Raw genomic sequence first — 17,064 nt, 5'->3', positions numbered from 1 at the left:
CGGCTTTCGGGGCCGCCTTTTGCGTTTCTGTTCCAGCGTTCTCAGGCGCGCTCTTCCCAGATTTTTGCCAGTTCCACCAGCGTCGCAACGGCCTTGTCCATATCCTGATGGCTGACCCATTCCAGCGGTGAGTGGAAGGCATGGCCGCCGGCAAAGATGTTGGGGCAGGGCAGGCCCATGGCGGTGAGGCGCGAACCGTCGGTGCCACCGCGAATGCTGCCGCGCACGGCTTTCATGCCGGCGCGTTCGACCGCTTCCAGCGCGTAATCCATGATCTGCGGGTGTTCGGAAAGCACGTTCTTCATGTTGCGGTACTGCTCGGTGACCTTGAATGTGTAGGTGGAGCCCGGATAGGTTTTCATGACTTCCTTGACGATACCTTCCAGCAGCTTTTCCTTTTCGATCAGGCCGGCATCGACGAAATCGCGGATGATGAAGTGGATAGAGGCGCTTTCCATCGCGCCGGACACGCCGGTCGGGTGAATAAAACCCTGCTTGCCCCTGGTGCTCTCGGGCGCCATGTCGCGCGGCAGTTTGGCGATGATGTCGCCGGCGATACGGATGGCGTTTTCCATCTTGCCGAAGGCAAAGCCGGGATGGATGGCCACGCCCTTGATCTCGATATCGACGCCATCGGCGGAAAAGGTCTCGTCTTCGATATGGCCGGGTGTTTCGCCGTCGACCGTATAGCCGAAGTCCGCGCCCAGCTTCTGAAGATCGACCTTTTCGACGCCTCGCGCAATTTCCTCGTCCGGCGTGAACAGGAGGCGGATGGCGCCGTGTTTGATATCCGGGTTCTTCATCAGGATTTCGGCGGCGGTGACGATTTCCGCCAGACCCGCCTTGTCATCGGCGCCGAGCAGCGTCGTGCCGTCGGAGGTGATGATTGTGTTGCCGATATTGTTCTTCAGTTCGGGATTGTCCGCGAACCTGATGATGCGGCTGGTGTCGCCCGGTAGAACGATGTCGCCGCCCTGATAGTTTTCGATCACCTGCGGCTTGACGCCGGTGCCGGAAAAATCGGGAGCCGTATCCATATGCGAGCAGAAGCAGATGACCGGCACATTGTTCTTGGCCGATGTGGAAGCAATGGTCGCGTAGACGTAACCGTGCTCGTCGAGATGCGCGTCGCTGATGCCGATCGCCTGCAGCTCTTCCACCAGCAGCTTGCCGAGAGTCAGTTGCTTGGCGGTGGAGGGCTGGGTGGGGGAGGAGGCGTCGGACTGGGTGTCGATGACGACATAGCGGAGAAAGCGGTTAAGCACGGTATCGGTCATATCGGGGACTCATCTTTGCCTGTGATGGCAAAGATATAGCGGCCGCGGCTGCGGTCGGAAATGCCCAGATATTGGTATAGGCCCATGAAACCGGATGGCCTCATGGGCGCAACACAGGCGAGCCTGTCACTCGTGGATCGTATAGGATCCCATCTGGCAAAGGTCCTGCGTATCTTCGGTCGTATCGAGGTTGGAATCCTCGGTAAACTCGAAACGCATGTCGTATTTGCAGACGCGGCGACCATCGGCGATGGTGATTTTTACGCTCTGCCCCGGCTCCAGCACGTCCTGACCGAAGACGTCATCCTCCCAGTCGTCGACACCGCTCGGCGAAGTGTAGAAACGCTCAAGTGTTGAATTCGTGGCGTTCTTCAGGGTGAAGATAAGATCATCTGCTCTTGCCGAGCCGACAGACGCTACAATGCCAGCAGCAATGGCTGCGGCGAAAGCGAGTTTTTTATTCACGGAAAGTCTCCCAAGCCCAAAGTTGGACGGAATATTAGTAACATCCCCGTGAATTTCGGCAATAAATCCGTGAGGGAATGCTTAACAATCGCAGACGTCGTGGTTGTGCGCCTTTGCACATCCTCTTGCGTCGCGCATCATGACTTCTTACCTTTGACGACAATGATCCGGCGGGCGCTGACCATGCGTCTGCCCAATGCTCGGGGTTCGACCATGGATATCGAGAGAATAATGCGGTCCGTCGTGGCCGTTCGCGCCACCATTCCCGAAGATGCCTTCACGGCCGGGTCGCTCGGAACACGACGTGAAGGAAGTGGCATCGTCATCCGGGAAAACGGTCTGGTTCTGACCATCGGTTACCTGATCACCGAGGCGGAAGACGTGTGGCTGACGCTGCAGGATGGCCGCGTCGTGCCGGCGCATCCGATGGCCTATGATCAGGAGAGCGGGTTTGGCCTCGTGCAGGCGCTGGGGCCGCTTGATCTGCCGGTGGCGCCGCTGGGCGATTCCGCCAAGGCACAGGTTGGCGAGCCGGTGGTGATCGTCGACGGAACCGGCGATTATGTGCAGGCAGCGATCGTCGCAAAACAGGAATTTGCCGGTTATTGGGAATATCTGCTGGACGAGGCTATCTTCATCTCTCCCGCACATCCTTCGTGGGGTGGGGCGGGCCTGTTTGACGCGGAAGGCACCTTGCTGGGGATCGGGTCGTTGCGGCTGCAGATGAGCCAACGCAACGAAATCACCGACATCAACATGGTCGTGCCGATCGATATCCTGCGACCGATCCTCCACGACCTCCTGAACAGAGGGGTGGTTGAACGCGAGCCGCGACCATGGCTCGGCGCATTTTCCGCCGAAAGCGATGGCGAGGTGGTGGTCATGAGTGTCGCTGAAGGCAGTCCGGCGGCGCAGGCCGGTTTGAAACGCGGCGACGTGATTTCCGAAATCCGCGACGGCGAGGTCGATGGGCTGGCCGATTTCTACCGCAAGGTCTGGAGCAGCGGCCCGGCCGGCGCACAGATACCGATGCGGGTGCTGCGTGATGGCCGTGAAGCCTGGCTGCGTATCAACTCGGCCGATCGCAACAGCTTTTTGAAAAAGCCGTCGATCCAGTAGGGCGAACGGGCTTTGTCTGTCATAAGGCAGACTCGTTCCTTGGCGATCTTCGGTTTTCAAAAAACACCCGCTGTCGTTTGCGGGTTATGCGGCCGGGGCACGTCCTGTGCCTCCTAATTTAATTTTATAATGGCGCACGACGTGCCCCGTTCGGTGGTTTTTCCGCGCAACTCCGGTCCTTCTGCGGCGGCTCGCTGTTCTTGGTTATTAGATCGAGCCGGTTTGTGTGCGACACACGCACGCCCCGCCATCTTTCAGACGAGAGGAAGACCATTTTCTGTGCAGCCCCGCATGGATCACCTGCATCAGGGTGTCCCATGCGATCACCGGCTCTATCTCGCCGGCAATGCGGACCGGTGTAGCCGAAACAGAACGCGTGAAGTATCGCACGACCCCGAAATGCGGGGATGAAATTAGATACAAGATCTTGATTTTGTTGGACCGGAGGGTGTCAGCTCGAGGAGAAAATATTCTGTTTGCGACATTGAGTGCCGTTTTTGTTGTGTAATGGCGGAGGTGGCCTCCTCTCTCCTCTGCGTCATTCCTGTGCTCGACACAGGAATCTAGCCACCGCGCGTCGGCGCGGTGAGAGAACTTTTTCTTCGATGTGACCGTTGCGAGTCTATCGCGCCGCGGACGCGGCGCTGCTGGATTCCGGCACAAGGCCGGAATGACGAAGGTGGGGTGCCAGATGACAGAAGAAGAGGCCCAGATGACGGAGGGGAGCGGAATGACAAGGAGCCCGCAATCACGGCAGAGCCAGCGGCCTCACGCAGCGAAAAAGGGGGCACAGACTTCGGCGATAACGCTCGTTCCGTGCCGGTTCAGTCCGGGGAGAAATCAGCCTGCCGCCTTGATCTCACGCACCAGCGCGTCGTCGATTTCGGTTGCGCGCTTGTAGGCCGGGCGTTCCGACAGGCGGGCGACATAATCGACAAAGGCCTGCCGTTTTTCGATCGTGCCGAATTGCAGGCCCCAGGCGATCTGCGAACCGACGTAAACATCCGCCGCCGAAAAACGATATCCGCCGATAAAGTCATGGCCGCCGACGGCACGTTCGAGCGTCGACATCACCTCGGCATAATTGCCGTAACCGACCATGCGCTCGCGGTCTTTGGCAACTTCCACGCCGAGTGTCCTGTTGGTGACGGCCGCTTCCAGCGGGCCGGCGGCAAAAAACATCCAGCGGTAATAATCGCCGCGTTCCTTCATCGGTGGCGCCAGATTGGCTTCCGGAAAGGCGTCGGCGAGATAGGCGCAGATGGCCGCGCATTCGGTCACCACGGCCTTGCCATGGACGATGGCCGGTACCTTGCCCATCGGATTGACGGCCTTGTATTCGGGATCCTTCATCGTGGTGCCGAACTGCATGATTTCGGCCTGATAGGGCGCGCCGACTTCTTCCAGCATCCAGCGCACGATACGGCCGCGCGACATCGGATGGGTATAGAACAGGATTTTATCGGCCATTCGCTTTTCCTCCGAACACGCTTTTCAAGAGAATGTCTTACGGGAGTATGGCGCGCATGTGTCGCCCACAGGCGCGGCGCACGATATCACAGCGGCTTGCGATACTGGATGAAGCCGGGGGCCACCGCCACGCGGTCATAGAGCCGACGCGCGGTGGCGTTGTCTTCCTGCGTCAGCCAGTAGAGACGACCGGCATTCTTGTCGCGCGCGAGCAGCGCCACCTTTTCGATCAGCGCCTCGCCGACGCCGCGGCCACGCTGACTGCCATCGACATAAAGATCCTGAAGGTAGCAGGTCGTATCTGGCAGCCATGTGGAGCGGTGGAAGATGGCATGTACGATGCCGACCAGCTTGCCGTCATCAAACGCGCCGAGAACGTGCATCGGCTCGGCCTCGTCATGAAAGCGCTCCCAGGTGATGTCGTATTGCTCCTTGGGGAGCTCCGACTCGTAGAAGCGCAGATAAGCTTCGAACAGCGGTTCCCAGCCCGCGCGGTCAGACTGCACCAGAGGACGGATCTCGATCGGTTTGCTGGACATGGGCTCCCTCCGGCGCAAAAGAAAACGGCGGGGTAAAAACCCCGCCGTTCAAATCTAGACCGAAATCCAGGACTTACGCCATGGCCTTCTGAAGATTTTCGTCGATCTTGTCGAGGAAGGCGGTGGTGGAGAGCCACGGCTGATCCGGGCCGATGAGCAGCGCCAGGTCCTTGGTCATGAAGCCGGCTTCGACCGTGTCGATGCAGACCTTTTCGAGGGTCGCTGCGAACTTGGCCAGTTCGGCATTGTCGTCCAGCTTGGCGCGGTGGGCGAGACCACGGGTCCAGGCGAAGATCGAGGCGATCGAGTTGGTCGAGGTTTCCTGACCCTTCTGGTGCTGGCGATAGTGACGGGTCACGGTGCCGTGGGCCGCTTCCGCTTCGACGGTCTTGCCATCCGGCGTCATCAGGACCGAGGTCATCAGGCCAAGCGAACCAAAGCCCTGGGCAACGATATCGGACTGAACGTCGCCATCATAGTTCTTGCAGGCCCAGACGTAACCGCCGGACCATTTCAGGGCCGAGGCAACCATGTCGTCGATCAGACGGTGTTCGTACCAGATCTTCTTCTCTTCGTACTGAGCCTTGAATTCCTTGTCGAACACGTCCTGGAACAGATCCTTGAAGCGGCCGTCATAGGCCTTGAGGATGGTGTTCTTGGTCGACAGGTAGCAGGGAACGCCGCGCTGCAGGGCGTAGTTGAACGAGGCGCGCGCGAAATCGATGATCGACTCGTCGAGGTTATACATGGCCATGGCAACGCCCGCGGACGGCGCGTCGTAGACGTCGTGTTCGATCGTCTGGCCATCGTCGCCGACGAACTTGATCGACAGCTTGCCCTTGCCCGGGAACTTGAAGTCGGTGGCGCGGTACTGGTCGCCGAAGGCATGACGGCCGACGATGATCGGCTGGGTCCAGCCCGGAACCAGACGCGGTACGTTCTGCATGATGATCGGCTCGCGGAAGATGACGCCGCCGAGGATGTTGCGGATCGTGCCGTTCGGGCTCTTCCACATCTTCTTCAGCTTGAATTCTTCGACGCGGGCTTCGTCCGGCGTGATGGTGGCGCACTTGATGCCGACGCCGTGCTTCTTGATGGCGTTGGCGGCATCGACGGTCACCTGGTCGTTGGTGGCGTCGCGGTTTTCGACCGAGAGGTCGTAATAGTCGATTTCAAGGTCCAGATACGGGTGGATCAGCTTATCCTTGATAAACTGCCAGATGATGCGCGTCATTTCATCGCCGTCGAGATCTGCAACGGGATTGGCGACCTTGATCTTTTTCATGTATCTGCCTCATTCGAGAGATTGGAGGGAACGGCCGTTGAAAAACAGCCACACCCGGATGGAAAAACGGTCTTTGCGCATGCGCTATATCATCGCATTGACGTGACGCAAAGAGTTTGGGCGATGATCTCTTCAATGATTGTCATTGCCAAAATATGGTTGGCGATTAAGGTCGGCACGACGCTTTCACCTCAAGGACTGATTTTGATGCGCACCCTTTCGTTCGCGCTGCTTTTCTCTGTCGCAGCCTCTGTTTCCCACGCCGCGGAGGCAACCGATCCGGTGAAGGAAGTGATGCGAATCACCTCCGAAAACTGGAAAAGCGCGGAGAGCGACTGGAAGTTCATCTTCGATGCCGAGCCGCTTTCGAAACTGTTCAGCAAGCGGTTTCAGGCGGCCTATCACGAGGCGGCAAAACATCCGGCCTATGACACGGAAAACGGCCAGCCGGGCGATCCCTTCGGGTATGACGTCATCACCAATTCGCAGGATGGTTGTCCGCTGCAGGATCTGAAGGTGGAAGAGGCGCCGGGCAAGGACGGCGCCACCGACGTCGGCGTCAGCTTCAAGTTCTGGACCTGCATGGATGACGACGAGATCAAGAATTCCGTCGAGAAAGTGCATTTCGACGTGATCACCGAGGACGGTCATCCGGTCATCGACGATATCCATCGTTACGAGGATGACGAGAGCGACAGCGTCTATGCGGAAATGCAGGAACTGGCCAAGGGCCAGTGACAGGGTAAGTCATCCGCCTGTCCGTCCATTAAGACGCAATGCTTGAAGCGCATGCGCATGCGCGCTATTGCCGGCTGACCATTTTATAAGAAGAACCGGAAGCATCCATGTCTGGCACCAATAGCGAACGCGTCCTGATCGCCGAAGGCCCCGCCATCATTCTCGTCGAACCGCAGCTTGGCGAAAACATCGGCATGGTGGCGCGCGCCATGGCCAATTTCGGGCTGGCCGAACTGCGTCTCGTCAATCCACGCGATGGCTGGCCGAACGAAAAGGCGCGTTCCGCTGCCTCCAAGGCCGATCACGTCATCGACGGCACCAAGGTTTACGAGACGCTGGAAGAGGCGATCGTCGATCTCAATTTCGTTTACGCCACGACGGCGCGCGAACGCTATGGTTTCAAGCCGGTGCGTTCGCCGGTGGTCGCCTGCCAGACGCTGCAGCAGAAATTCAAGGGTGGTGAAAAGACCGGAATCCTGTTCGGTCGCGAACGCTGGGGCCTGACCAATGAGGAAGTGGCGCTGGCCGACGAGATCGTCACCTTTCCGGTCAATCCCGCCTTTGCCTCGCTCAATATCGCCCAGGCCGTGCTGCTGATGTCCTATGAGTGGATGAAGTGCGGCATGGAGGATCATGCAGAAACGCTGTTTGATGCGCTTGATCAAAACCCGTCCACGAAGGAACAGGTTTTTGGCATGTTCGAACATCTGGAAGAGGCGCTGGACGCCCGCAATTATTTTCATCCGCCCGCGAAAAAGCCGAGAATGATCGACAATCTGCGTGCGGTGCTGACACGCCGTGCCTTTACCGAGCAGGAGATCAGCGTGTTTCGTGGCGTGATCAACTCGCTGGACCGGTTTCCGCGGCAGTGGCCGAAAAAGGTCGTGCCGCGGCAGCAGAAGGCGGAAAAGGTCGACGGGACGGAGATCGAGGGGAATGACGGCGAATAATGTTTCGCGGCCGGTGCTGGTGTTCGATTCGGGCATTGGCGGGCTGACCGTGCTGCGCGAGGCGCGTGTGCTGATGCCGGAACGCGGCTTCATCTATGTCGCCGACGATGCCGGTTTTCCCTATGGCGGCTGGGAGGAGGAGGCGCTGACCGCGCGCATTCTCTCGCTGTTCGAAAGGCTGTTGGCCGATTATCGCCCCGAGGTTTGCATCATCGCCTGCAACACGGCGTTTACGCTGGCGGGCGCGGCGCTGCGTGAAAAATTCCCCGACATGACGTTTGTCGGCACCGTGCCGGCGATCAAACCGGCGGCGGAGCGGACGCGCTCAGGTCTCGTGTCGGTGCTGGCGACGCCGGGAACGGTCAAGCGCGCCTATACGCGCGATCTCATCCAGTCCTTTGCCACGCAATGCCATGTGCGGCTGGTCGGCTCGCAAAACCTTGCCCGTATGGCCGAAGCCTATATTCGCGGCGATATGCTGTCCGACGAAGAAATCCGCGCCGAAATCGCGCCGTGTTTCGTGGAGATGGACGGCAAGAAGACCGATATCGTCGTTCTCGCCTGCACGCATTATCCCTTCATGGCCAATCTGTTTCGGCGACTGGCGCCATGGCCGGTGGACTGGCTCGATCCGGCCGAGGCGATTGCCCGGCAGGCGCGTCGAAAAGTGCCGCTGGTGGATGGGGCAGAGCATCCGGAAGATTTTGACTTTGCCGTTTTCACCTCCGGCAATCCGGATTTTGCCACGCGGCGTCTGATGCAGGGTTTTGGCCTTCGTACCAATTGATGACGCTGTCGGATGGGCTGGTGTTGCGATGGAGCAACATATTTTTCGTTGAATGCAATTTTCGATTGAAGGGACTTGCGCGAGCAAAAAGCTCGTGCCATGGTCCCGGCATCCGCAACTCAATAAGAAGGAGGCGCTACATGACTGCTCATTTTGCACACGATCGCCTTCATGGCGGATCCACCCGAACCATGCGCGGCAATGGCCCGCGTCATATGCTTCGCGTGGCATTCAAGGGCTGATAACGCCCGAAATCCGCCTTCCGGCATCTATTTCTCAATAATCTGACGTAACCGGCTCATCCGTTCGGCGCCTTTCGCCGTCCGCATTTCCGCGCGCGTCGCCGACTTCGAAAGGACCTGGTCGCTTGGCAGCGCCGGGACGGAAAAGCTATGCGTGAATTACAATTAAGGGTTGATGATGTTCTCGACGTCCAGCTGGAAGCTTTGTGGCAACGCCACGGTCCCTGGGCCATCGTGAAGGGGTTGATTGGTGCATCGCTGCGGCGGAAGGCGCCGTGGGGTGCAAACAAAATCGATGATCTGAACAACCACATGCGTCGGGATATCGGTGCCCCCGAGATCGTGCCTGAGGTCGATCGCGCCCTTCAGGCCCGGTTTCTGCAATGGAGGGCCGGCCCGTGAGCGGCGAGCTGACCTGTCGTCAACTGGCGTCGAAGGATATGGCTGACGCGTCGAGTGTGTTTCGCAACGCATTCGACGCGCGGCTTCCCTGGCTTGCAGGCCGTCACAGTCCCGAAGAAGACCTGGCTTTCTGGTCGGGCTATCTGTTTGCGAACTGCGTCATCTGGGGCGTCGCGCGGCAGGACGACCTTATCGGCGTCATCGCCTTTCGTGAGAACTGGATCGAGCAGCTTTACGTCCTTCCGCACGCACAAGGACAGGGGATCGGTGCGCGCCTGCTGGATCAAGCAAAATCCGCGCATTGCGTGCTGAGCCTTTGGACGTTTCAGCGCAATGTCGGGGCGCGGCGTTTCTATGAGGCACATGGCTTTCTCGCGCGGCGGGAAACAGATGGTGCCGACAATGACGAGCGCGAACCGGATATGCTCTACCAGTGGCGCCGATAATATTGCCGTGTGTATCTTTATGCGATACGGTTGCGCATGATCGTGAGCTTTCGGCATGAGGGTTTGGAGGCCTTTTATAAATCTGGCACGACCAGAGGCATTCAGGTTGCCCATGCCAGAAAGCTCGCGCGTATCCTCGGCTTGCTGGATGTCGCAACAATTCCTGCCGAATTGAATTTGCCCGGTTTCGGACTGCATTCGCTTAAAGGAAATCTTCAGGGCTATTGGTCGGTCTGGGTGAATGGCAATTGGCGTGTGACATTTCGTTTTATCGGCACGGATGTCGAACTCGTTGACTATCAGGACTACCATTGAAGGAGCGCCACATGATGAAATTGCCCCCACATCCCGGCGAACTCCTGCGTGAAGATGTCCTTGGCCCGCTTCGACTTTCGGTGACGGAGGCGGCTGAGCGGCTCGGAATGTCGCGTGTTGCGCTGTCGCGGGTGCTGAATGGCCGGGCTGCAGTCAGTCCCGATCTGGCGGTGCGTCTGGAAAGGGCTGGGGCCAGTACGGCGCGTGCGTGGCTGGCCATGCAGGCCAACTACGATCTGGCGCAGGCAATGGACCGGGAACAGCCGACGATACGGCGATTGGACGACGAAGCCGCTTGATCTTCGAGGTGGCTTGCCAGCCCGAAAATTCCATGGCTTGCTCAGCTGATCAGGGGAGGAGATTTCCATGTCGCTCGAACATTGGCTGGCCTTTGTGGCCGCATCCGCCGTTCTTCTGGCCATTCCCGGCCCGACGATCCTGCTGGTCATTTCCTATTCGCTCAGCCATGGTCGCAAGGTGGCAAGTGCGACGGTGGCGGGCGTGGCACTTGGCGATTTTACCGCGATGACGGCTTCCATGCTGGGGCTTGGCGCGCTTCTCGCCACCTCCGCCTTGCTGTTTACAGTCTTAAAATGGGTTGGTGCCGCCTATCTGATCTATCTCGGCATCAAGTTATGGCGGGCGCCAGTGGCAGGACAGGTGGCCGAGGAGAGTGAGGCCGATGCTCCAGCCGTCCGGCCGCTGCGCGTGTTTCTCCATACCTATGCCGTCACCGCGCTCAATCCGAAAAGCATCGTGTTTTTCGTTGCCTTCCTGCCGCAGTTTCTTGACCTGACAAAGCCGCTGTTCTTCCAGATGACCGTCTTCGAAGTGACGTTCCTCATCCTGGCAACGATCAATGCCGCGCTTTATGGTCTTTTGGCATCCATGGCACGCGATACGATCCGCAAGCCAAGGGTCCAGACAATCGTCAATCGCACCGGTGGTTCGCTGATGATCGGGGCGGGGCTTCTGTCGCTTGGCTTCAAGCGGGCGGCGGCCTGATATCCATCAAAAGCAAAGACTGTGCATTTCGTCTCTTGCACCGCGAAACGAATCCCGATCTCTGTTATAGGGCGGGAGTCGCATGCGCGCCAAAGAGCGCCGAATGGGTGCGGCTTCAATGATATCAACTGATTAGCATTTCAGACGAGGGCAGTGCATTGCAGGTCGGCATCGATATGGGGAATCTGGCAGGAGGGGACGCCGCCAAGCTCGATATCGAAGAGCTGCTGGCGACACGTCTTCTCGTGCAGGGCAATTCCGGTTCCGGAAAGTCGCATCTTCTGCGCCGTCTGCTGGAACAGTCAGCACCCTGGGTGCAGCAGGTCGTCATCGATCCCGAAGGCGATTTCGTTACGCTTTCCGACAAGTTCGGCCATGTCGTCGTGGATGGCGAGCGCACGGAAGCCGAGCTTGCCGGCATTGCCAACCGCATCCGCAGGAACCGCGTCTCCTGCGTTCTGACGCTCGAAGGGCTTGATCTCGAAGAGCAGATGCGCGCCGCCGCCGCCTTCCTGAACGGCCTGTTCGATGCGGATCGCGATTTCTGGTATCCGGTGCTTGTCGTGGTCGATGAGGCACAGATGTTTGCGCCCTCGGTCGGCGGCGATGTCTCCGAAGATGCGCGAAAAATGTCGCTCGGCGCGATGACCAACCTGATGTGCCGTGGCCGTAAGCGTGGTCTGGCCGGCGTGATTGCCACGCAGCGTCTGGCGAAATTGGCCAAGAACGTCGCGGCCGAAGCCTCGAACTTTTTGATGGGCCGTACCTTTCTCGATATCGACATGGCGCGCGCTGCCGATCTGCTCGGCATGGATCGTCGTCAGGCGGAAATGTTCCGTGACCTGAAGCGCGGCAACTTTGTGGCCCTCGGCCCGGCTTTGTCGCGTCGTCCGCTGCCGATCGTCATCGGCGCGGTGGAAACATCGGCGCGTTCGTCCAGCCCGAAACTGATGCCGCTGCCGGATGCGCCGCAGGATGTCGAAGACCTGATCTTTACGCCGGACCCGGAAGAATTTGCGCGCCCGCTGACGGCCGTGCGCCGTCCGACGCCGACACCGCGTCCGACCACAGATATTCTGGCCGAACTTTCGCGCTCGACACCGGCAATCATGCAGCCGGCGCCGTCCGAGCCGCGTGTGCCCGTGCCGGAACTGTCGGAAGAGGAGCGGGAAGAGCGCCTGATGGCGGTGATGTCGGAAATTCTCGACGATCCGCAATCGGCCTATCGCACCGATGCCGTGCTTTATCAGGACTTTCTGGTGCGTGCGCGCATGCGCCGTCTGCCGGGGGCGCCGATCTCGCTCAGCGATTTCCGTCGCCGCACGGCGATTGCGCGCTCGGGCGTCGATGCGACGATGGCGGCAAGCGATGCGTGGGCGACCGTATTGTCCTTGTCTAACGGGGTGTCCGACGATCTTCAGGGCGTATTCCTGATGATGGCAAAGGCGGCGCTCGGTGGCGAAGCTTGCCCGTCCGACGCGCGTATTGCCCGCGCTTATGGCACCCATTCGGCGCGTCGTGCCCGTCGTCTTCTCGGTTATTTCGAGGAGCAGGGGCTGATCGTCGTGCATGCCGATTTTACCGGCAAGCGTATCGTCGCCTTCCCGGACCTGCAGGCCGAGACGGCGCCCGGCAGCGCCGAAGCGCCGGATGGCGACGACGCCAAGATCGCGGCTGAATAAGGCCGTTTCCTGTTACGAATGCAGGTGCAGATGCGCCTCGACGGCTGCGGCAATGAAGGCGCGGCGTGCTTCCTCCGGTGGGGCGTGGCCGTTCAGGGCTTCCTCGCAGGCATGTTCCGCCCGTTCGAACTGGCTGCCGTGATAGGCGGGCCATGCATGGTCGAGCATATCCTTTGCCTGTTCGGCATTGCCGACCGTGGCTTCCTCACCGGTGTCGGGATCTTCGATATGGAGCGGTGCCGTCCAGCTTTCGGTTGTTTTATGTTTGGGCATGTTGATTTCCTCCTCATATCAAAATGGGAGGCCGCCTGAGGCGTTCAATCAGCACCTTCTTATGCACTTAACAAAGGGTAAGTGTTTTGGCGCGGGGCTTTTCTTATCAAAAAAACGCCCCGGCAGGAGAAGCCGGGGCGTGCTGGTTCATGCAGGGGCGAATGCGGCTGCCCTTATGCTTCCTGCTTTTCGTTTCTGGTTGCCCAGAGCGAGCCGATAATGCCGGCCGCAAGGATTGATACGGTGACGCCGAGCGAGATCGACGGCGGGATTTTTGAAATGCCGAGCAGGTCGGCCACGAAAATCTTGGAGCCGACGAAGATCAGCACAGCCGCCAGCGAATATTTCAGATAAGCGAAACGGTGCATCAGGGCGGCCAGCGCGAAATAGAGCGCACGCAGGCCGAGGATCGCAAAGATGTTTGAGGTGTAGACCAGGAACGGATCGGTGGTGATGGCAAAGATCGCCGGGATGGAATCGACCGCGAAAACGAGGTCGGCCAGTTCCACCATGATCAGCGCCAGGAAGAGCGGCGTCACAAACGTCTTCAGCCTGCCGGTCTTGTCGTCTTCCTGTTTGACGAAGAAGCGCTCGCCATGCAGTTCCTTCGTCACCGGCAGGCGGCGGCGCAGGAATTTCAGCATGGCATTGTTGCCGATATCGCTTTCGTCATGATCCGACGACACCAGCATCTTGATACCGGTGAAAACCAGGAATGCGGCAAAGAGATAAAGAACCCAGCTGAAGTTCTCGACGATCATCGAGCCGCCGGCGATCATGATGCCGCGCAGCACGATGACGCCCAAGATGCCCCAGAGCAGAACCCGGTGCTGGTAGAGGCGGGGAATGGCGAAGTAAGAGAAGATCATCGCGATGATGAAGATGTTGTCCATCGCGAGGCTTTTTTCGACGACGAAACCGGTGAGGTATTCGACGGCGGGCTGCTGGCCCTGCTGGAACCAGATCCAGCCGCCGAAGGCGATGCCGATGGCGATGTAGAACGCCGACATCAGCATGCTTTCCTTCACGCCGATTTCCTTGCTCTCCTTATGGAGAACACCGAGATCGAGAGCGAGAAGGCTCAGAACGAGCGAAATGAAGATCGCCCACATCCATGTGGGCGTGCCGAGAAAATCCATGTAGAGGAGATCCATCAGTCAACCTTATCCGGACGAGGTTGGCTTTAAAGGGGATCCGACATCACGTATTGTCCGGTATACGCCAGAGGGGCCCGGATCCCGCGTTAAGAATGGTCGGCGACACACGGGTTTTCAATGCCGGCCTGTTGACATTTTGATGACATGTCCGTAATCACCGCGCCAACGCCGGGCCGAAATGCCCGGTGTTTTATTGACATGTCCCGTGGCACTCTCCGATCGCTTTCGTGAGAAGCCTGTCAGAACTTCCAAAACGAGGTTCAGAGGAGGGCGTGTTTCCTTCATCCGGTCTGGCAACAAACCGGTGCAACCATCCGAAAGGAAATGCGATGAGCAAGCGCGAATCGTCCAAGTACAAAATTGACCGCCGTATGGGCGAAAACATCTGGGGCCGTCCGAAGTCCCCGGTTAACCGCCGCGAATACGGCCCGGGCCAGCACGGCCAGCGCCGCAAGGGCAAGCTCTCGGACTTCGGTGTGCAGCTGCGCGCCAAGCAGAAGCTGAAGGGCTACTACGGCGACATCCGCGAGAAGCAGTTCCGCGCGATCTACGAAGAAGCCAACCGCCGCAAGGGCGACACCGGTGAAAACCTGATCGGTCTGCTGGAATCGCGTCTGGACGCGATCGTATACCGCGCCAAGTTCGTTCCGACGGTCTTTGCTGCCCGTCAGTTCGTCAACCACGGCCACGTCACGGTCAACGGCGTTCGCGTCAACATCGGTTCCTACCGTTGCAAGGCCGGCGACGTTATCGAAGTTCGCCAGAAGTCGAAGCAGCTCGTAACGGTTCTCGAAGCCGTTTCGCTCGCTGAGCGCGACGTTCCGGACTACGTCGAAGTCGACCACAACAAGATGGTTGCCACCTTCGCCCGCGTACCGTCGCTTTCAGATGTACCGTACCCGGTCATCATGGAACCGTCGCTCGTCGTCGAATTCTACTCGCGTTAATCGCGACGACAAATTTGCGAAAATGGCCCCGCAAGGGGCCATTTTTGTATCTGCTCTATGCAAAAAAAAAGCCGCTTCGTTTCGAAGGCGGCTTTTTCGTTTGGCGTTTACTGCTGCACTTGCTGCTGGGCCTGCCGTCGCCGCTTGCGGATGATGCGGACGATGACGAAGCCGGTCCAGGCGAGAAAACCCAGAAAGCCGAGCGGCACGGTCGCCATGCCCAGCCAGCCCAGGATGAACAGGAAGGCCAGGAGCTCGCCGATATCGGTGCCGAACAGCATGCAGGGATAGCTGCCGGCTTCATCGACCCGGCAGCCGGCCGCATCGGCAATCCAGATGCTGGTGATTGCCGAGATCAGCGGAAACAGGGCGAAGACGGCGATGGCGGTGATCGTGGCGAAATAGGCCAGCACCGGATGGCGCTGGCCAAAACGCGGCCGTTCCTTGCCGAGCGGACGCCTCACTTGGCGGCGGCTTTTTTCTTTGCCGGCTCGGTGGTTTCGGCCGCTGTCACCTTTTCAGCTGACTGGCCGGCAACCGTGTCGTCCTTCGGAACCGCCGGACCCATGCGGTTCCAGGCGTCGAGGCCGGCGATCTTGTAGGCTTCGGCGAGCGTCGGATAGTTGAACGTGTTCTCGACAAAGTACTCGACCGTGCCTTTGAGGTTGAGCACTGCCTGGCCGATGTGAACCAGTTCGGTGGCCGTTTCACCGATGATGTGGACGCCGAGCAGGCGGCGGGTCTTCAGCGAAAAGATCAGCTTCAGCATGCCGTTGTCGAGGCCCATGATGTGGCCGCGCGAGGTTTCGCGGAAACGGGCAATGCCGCATTCGTAAGGAATGCCGCGTTCCTTCATTTCCTCTTCGGTCAGGCCGCAGGTGGAAATTTCCGGCACGGCATAGATACCGTAGGGGAAATATTTCTGCGGTTCCTTGGTCATGGCGCCGACGGCGACGCGGGCGGCGATGCGGCCCTGTTCCATGGAGGTGGAGGCGAGGCTCGGGAAGCCGACGACATCACCGGCGGCAAAGATGCCGGGCACGGAGGTTTCAAAGGTTTCCGGGTTGACCTTGAGGCGGCCACGGCTGTCGGCTTCAAGGCCGGCGGCCTTGAGGTTGAGGCTGTCGGTTGCGCCCATGCGGCCGGCGGCAAACAGAACCATGTCGGCGATGATCCGGCGACCGGTGTCGACGGTGACGCTGACCTTGCCATCGGGCAGTCGTTCGACCTTTTCCGCCTTCTGGCCGAGCAGCAGCTTCATGTTGCGGTCACGCAGCTGGTAGGTGAAGTCCTCAACGATTTCCTTGTCGATGAAATCGAGCATGGTCGATTTCGGATCGATGACGGTGACGGCTGTATCCAGCGCGGAAAAGATCGTGGCATATTCGATGCCGATGACGCCGGCACCGATCACGACCATGGAGCGTGGCAGCTGTGCGATGTCCAGCAGTTCGTCGCTGTCGAGTACGGTCTTGTTGTCGAAGGGGATGTAATCCGGGCGGAACGGTTTGGTGCCGACGGCGAGCAGAATGCTGTTGCCTTGTACGTGCAGGATTTCGCCGTCTTCCTTCTCGATCGCCAGCGTGTCCTTGGAGACGAAGGTTGCCTTGCCGCGCATGAGCTGGACACGGTTGCGGGAAAACTGGTGCTCCAACACTTCGACTTCATGGTCGAGCGTGATCAGCAGGCGGCGGCGCAGGTCCTCGGCGCTGATCTCCTGCTTGACGCGGTAGGAGAGGCCGTAAAAGCCGCGCTCACGCCAGCCGGACAGATTGAGGGCGGTTTCGCGCAATGTTTTCGATGGGATGGTGCCGGTGTGGACGGAAACGCCGCCAACGCGTTTGCCCTGTTCGATGACAAGGACTTTTTTGTCCAGCTTGGCAGCCTGAATGGCTGCGCGGCGGCCTGCGGGGCCACTGCCGACGACGATCAGATCATAATGATTCATAAAAAGCTCCGGCTTTG

The 17,064-nt window shown here is 59.2% G+C and carries 20 protein-coding genes; 11 read left to right on the top strand and 9 right to left on the bottom strand.

The features are described from left to right. Positions 1-41 precede the first annotated feature (41 nt). Positions 42-1,277: a peptidase T gene (gene pepT, locus ACRQ1B_RS07945; protein WP_432293084.1), complete on the bottom strand. Its 1,236-nt coding sequence runs from the start codon at positions 1,275-1,277 to the stop codon at positions 42-44. Positions 1,278-1,403: 126 nt separating this feature from the next. Continuing rightward, positions 1,404-1,742 carry a hypothetical protein gene (locus tag ACRQ1B_RS07940; protein WP_432293083.1) on the bottom strand — a complete coding sequence of 113 codons (339 nt, stop codon included), beginning with the start codon at positions 1,740-1,742 and terminating at the stop codon, positions 1,404-1,406. A gap of 213 nt (positions 1,743-1,955) precedes the next feature. Here ACRQ1B_RS07940 and ACRQ1B_RS07935 point away from each other — a divergent pair, with 213 nt between their 5' ends. After that, positions 1,956-2,861 carry a S1C family serine protease gene (locus ACRQ1B_RS07935; protein WP_432293082.1) on the top strand — a complete coding sequence of 302 codons (906 nt, stop codon included), beginning with the start codon at positions 1,956-1,958 and terminating at the stop codon, positions 2,859-2,861. 840 nt (positions 2,862-3,701) lie between these two features. Here the strand turns inward: ACRQ1B_RS07935 and ACRQ1B_RS07930 are convergent. The 3 genes from ACRQ1B_RS07930 to ACRQ1B_RS07920 all read right to left on the bottom strand — a co-directional run bounded on the left by ACRQ1B_RS07930 (position 3,702) and on the right by ACRQ1B_RS07920 (position 6,155). Next, on the bottom strand, positions 3,702-4,331 hold the full coding sequence (locus tag ACRQ1B_RS07930; RefSeq protein ID WP_432293081.1) for a glutathione S-transferase family protein: 630 nt from the start codon (positions 4,329-4,331) through the stop codon (positions 3,702-3,704). A gap of 86 nt (positions 4,332-4,417) precedes the next feature. Further along, positions 4,418-4,870 carry a GNAT family N-acetyltransferase gene (locus ACRQ1B_RS07925; protein ID WP_432293080.1) on the bottom strand — a complete coding sequence of 151 codons (453 nt, stop codon included), beginning with the start codon at positions 4,868-4,870 and terminating at the stop codon, positions 4,418-4,420. A gap of 73 nt (positions 4,871-4,943) precedes the next feature. After that, positions 4,944-6,155, bottom strand: a complete 1,212-nt coding sequence (locus ACRQ1B_RS07920) for an NADP-dependent isocitrate dehydrogenase (RefSeq protein ID WP_432293079.1) — start codon at positions 6,153-6,155, stop codon at positions 4,944-4,946. A 207-nt stretch (positions 6,156-6,362) separates the two neighbouring features. On the opposite strand from ACRQ1B_RS07920, the gene ACRQ1B_RS07915 reads away from it, so the two are divergent. The 9 genes from ACRQ1B_RS07915 (at position 6,363) to ACRQ1B_RS07875 (ending at position 12,722) form a co-directional block, all read left to right on the top strand. Then, positions 6,363-6,893 carry a hypothetical protein gene (locus tag ACRQ1B_RS07915; protein WP_432293078.1) on the top strand — a complete coding sequence of 177 codons (531 nt, stop codon included), beginning with the start codon at positions 6,363-6,365 and terminating at the stop codon, positions 6,891-6,893. 107 nt (positions 6,894-7,000) lie between these two features. Next, positions 7,001-7,843 (top strand): RNA methyltransferase, encoded by an 843-nt coding sequence (locus ACRQ1B_RS07910; RefSeq protein WP_432293077.1) that lies wholly within the window; start codon positions 7,001-7,003, stop codon positions 7,841-7,843. After that, a complete protein-coding gene (murI, locus tag ACRQ1B_RS07905) occupies positions 7,830-8,630 on the top strand; it encodes a glutamate racemase (protein ID WP_432293076.1) in 801 nt (266 codons plus the stop codon). The genes ACRQ1B_RS07910 and murI overlap by 14 nt, the downstream gene beginning before the upstream one ends. 392 nt (positions 8,631-9,022) lie before the next feature. Beyond that, positions 9,023-9,274 carry a hypothetical protein gene (locus tag ACRQ1B_RS07900; protein ID WP_432293075.1) on the top strand — a complete coding sequence of 84 codons (252 nt, stop codon included), beginning with the start codon at positions 9,023-9,025 and terminating at the stop codon, positions 9,272-9,274. Then, positions 9,271-9,720: a GNAT family N-acetyltransferase gene (locus tag ACRQ1B_RS07895; protein ID WP_432293074.1), complete on the top strand. Its 450-nt coding sequence runs from the start codon at positions 9,271-9,273 to the stop codon at positions 9,718-9,720. The genes ACRQ1B_RS07900 and ACRQ1B_RS07895 overlap by 4 nt, the downstream gene beginning before the upstream one ends. A 36-nt stretch (positions 9,721-9,756) precedes the next feature. Then, complete coding sequence (locus ACRQ1B_RS07890; protein ID WP_432293073.1) at positions 9,757-10,035, top strand: type II toxin-antitoxin system RelE/ParE family toxin; 279 nt, start codon at positions 9,757-9,759, stop codon at positions 10,033-10,035. Between the two features lie 11 nt (positions 10,036-10,046). Continuing rightward, positions 10,047-10,334 (top strand): HigA family addiction module antitoxin, encoded by a 288-nt coding sequence (locus ACRQ1B_RS07885; RefSeq protein WP_432293072.1) that lies wholly within the window; start codon positions 10,047-10,049, stop codon positions 10,332-10,334. 67 nt (positions 10,335-10,401) lie between these two features. Beyond that, on the top strand, positions 10,402-11,040 hold the full coding sequence (locus ACRQ1B_RS07880) for a LysE family translocator (RefSeq protein ID WP_432293071.1): 639 nt from the start codon (positions 10,402-10,404) through the stop codon (positions 11,038-11,040). A 158-nt stretch (positions 11,041-11,198) separates the two neighbouring features. Beyond that, complete coding sequence (locus tag ACRQ1B_RS07875) at positions 11,199-12,722, top strand: helicase HerA domain-containing protein (RefSeq protein ID WP_432293070.1); 1,524 nt, start codon at positions 11,199-11,201, stop codon at positions 12,720-12,722. A gap of 12 nt (positions 12,723-12,734) precedes the next feature. On the opposite strand, the gene ACRQ1B_RS07870 is transcribed toward ACRQ1B_RS07875, so the two are convergent. Both ACRQ1B_RS07870 and ACRQ1B_RS07865 read right to left on the bottom strand, forming a co-directional pair. Beyond that, on the bottom strand, positions 12,735-12,995 hold the full coding sequence (locus tag ACRQ1B_RS07870) for a DUF982 domain-containing protein (RefSeq protein ID WP_432293069.1): 261 nt from the start codon (positions 12,993-12,995) through the stop codon (positions 12,735-12,737). A 173-nt stretch (positions 12,996-13,168) separates the two neighbouring features. Then, positions 13,169-14,149: a TerC family protein gene (locus ACRQ1B_RS07865; RefSeq protein ID WP_432293068.1), complete on the bottom strand. Its 981-nt coding sequence runs from the start codon at positions 14,147-14,149 to the stop codon at positions 13,169-13,171. 332 nt (positions 14,150-14,481) lie between these two features. Here ACRQ1B_RS07865 and rpsD point away from each other — a divergent pair, with 332 nt between their 5' ends. Beyond that, entirely contained in the window at positions 14,482-15,099 is a 618-nt protein-coding gene (rpsD, locus tag ACRQ1B_RS07860; protein WP_153359050.1) for a 30S ribosomal protein S4, read from the top strand. Positions 15,100-15,206: 107 nt separating this feature from the next. Here rpsD and ACRQ1B_RS07855 read toward each other — a convergent pair whose 3' ends face one another. Together ACRQ1B_RS07855 and sthA are read right to left on the bottom strand one after the other, a co-directional pair. Next, on the bottom strand, positions 15,207-15,563 hold the full coding sequence (locus tag ACRQ1B_RS07855) for a hypothetical protein (protein ID WP_432293067.1): 357 nt from the start codon (positions 15,561-15,563) through the stop codon (positions 15,207-15,209). Further along, on the bottom strand, positions 15,560-17,047 hold the full coding sequence (sthA, locus tag ACRQ1B_RS07850) for a Si-specific NAD(P)(+) transhydrogenase (RefSeq protein WP_432293066.1): 1,488 nt from the start codon (positions 17,045-17,047) through the stop codon (positions 15,560-15,562). The genes ACRQ1B_RS07855 and sthA overlap by 4 nt, the downstream gene beginning before the upstream one ends. Positions 17,048-17,064: the final 17 nt, after the last annotated feature.

It is taken from the genome of Endobacterium panacihumi (genome assembly GCF_050847465.1).
Taxonomy (GTDB): domain Bacteria; phylum Pseudomonadota; class Alphaproteobacteria; order Rhizobiales; family Rhizobiaceae; genus Neorhizobium; species Neorhizobium panacihumi.
Note: the sequence above shows the minus strand (reverse complement) of the source record. Positions and strands in the feature narration are given on the sequence as shown.

Excerpts from the sequence above, each read along its gene's own strand:
- ACRQ1B_RS07925 (WP_432293080.1), bottom strand. The coding sequence starts at position 4,870 with ATGTCCAGCAAACCGATCGAGATCCGTCCTCTGGTGCAGTCTGACCGC.
- ACRQ1B_RS07930 (WP_432293081.1), bottom strand. The coding sequence starts at position 4,331 with ATGGCCGATAAAATCCTGTTCTATACCCATCCGATGTCGCGCGGCCGT.
- ACRQ1B_RS07885 (WP_432293072.1), top strand. The coding sequence starts at position 10,047 with ATGATGAAATTGCCCCCACATCCCGGCGAACTCCTGCGTGAAGATGTC.
- sthA (WP_432293066.1), bottom strand. The coding sequence starts at position 17,047 with ATGAATCATTATGATCTGATCGTCGTCGGCAGTGGCCCCGCAGGCCGC.
- ACRQ1B_RS07890 (WP_432293073.1), top strand. The coding sequence starts at position 9,757 with ATGATCGTGAGCTTTCGGCATGAGGGTTTGGAGGCCTTTTATAAATCT.
- ACRQ1B_RS07870 (WP_432293069.1), bottom strand. The coding sequence starts at position 12,995 with ATGCCCAAACATAAAACAACCGAAAGCTGGACGGCACCGCTCCATATC.
- pepT (WP_432293084.1), bottom strand. The coding sequence starts at position 1,277 with ATGACCGATACCGTGCTTAACCGCTTTCTCCGCTATGTCGTCATCGAC.
- ACRQ1B_RS07935 (WP_432293082.1), top strand. The coding sequence starts at position 1,956 with ATGGATATCGAGAGAATAATGCGGTCCGTCGTGGCCGTTCGCGCCACC.
- ACRQ1B_RS07865 (WP_432293068.1), bottom strand. The coding sequence starts at position 14,149 with ATGGATCTCCTCTACATGGATTTTCTCGGCACGCCCACATGGATGTGG.
- rpsD (WP_153359050.1), top strand. The coding sequence starts at position 14,482 with ATGAGCAAGCGCGAATCGTCCAAGTACAAAATTGACCGCCGTATGGGC.
- ACRQ1B_RS07900 (WP_432293075.1), top strand. The coding sequence starts at position 9,023 with ATGCGTGAATTACAATTAAGGGTTGATGATGTTCTCGACGTCCAGCTG.
- murI (WP_432293076.1), top strand. The coding sequence starts at position 7,830 with ATGACGGCGAATAATGTTTCGCGGCCGGTGCTGGTGTTCGATTCGGGC.
- ACRQ1B_RS07880 (WP_432293071.1), top strand. The coding sequence starts at position 10,402 with ATGTCGCTCGAACATTGGCTGGCCTTTGTGGCCGCATCCGCCGTTCTT.
- ACRQ1B_RS07920 (WP_432293079.1), bottom strand. The coding sequence starts at position 6,155 with ATGAAAAAGATCAAGGTCGCCAATCCCGTTGCAGATCTCGACGGCGAT.
- ACRQ1B_RS07910 (WP_432293077.1), top strand. The coding sequence starts at position 7,001 with ATGTCTGGCACCAATAGCGAACGCGTCCTGATCGCCGAAGGCCCCGCC.
- ACRQ1B_RS07915 (WP_432293078.1), top strand. The coding sequence starts at position 6,363 with ATGCGCACCCTTTCGTTCGCGCTGCTTTTCTCTGTCGCAGCCTCTGTT.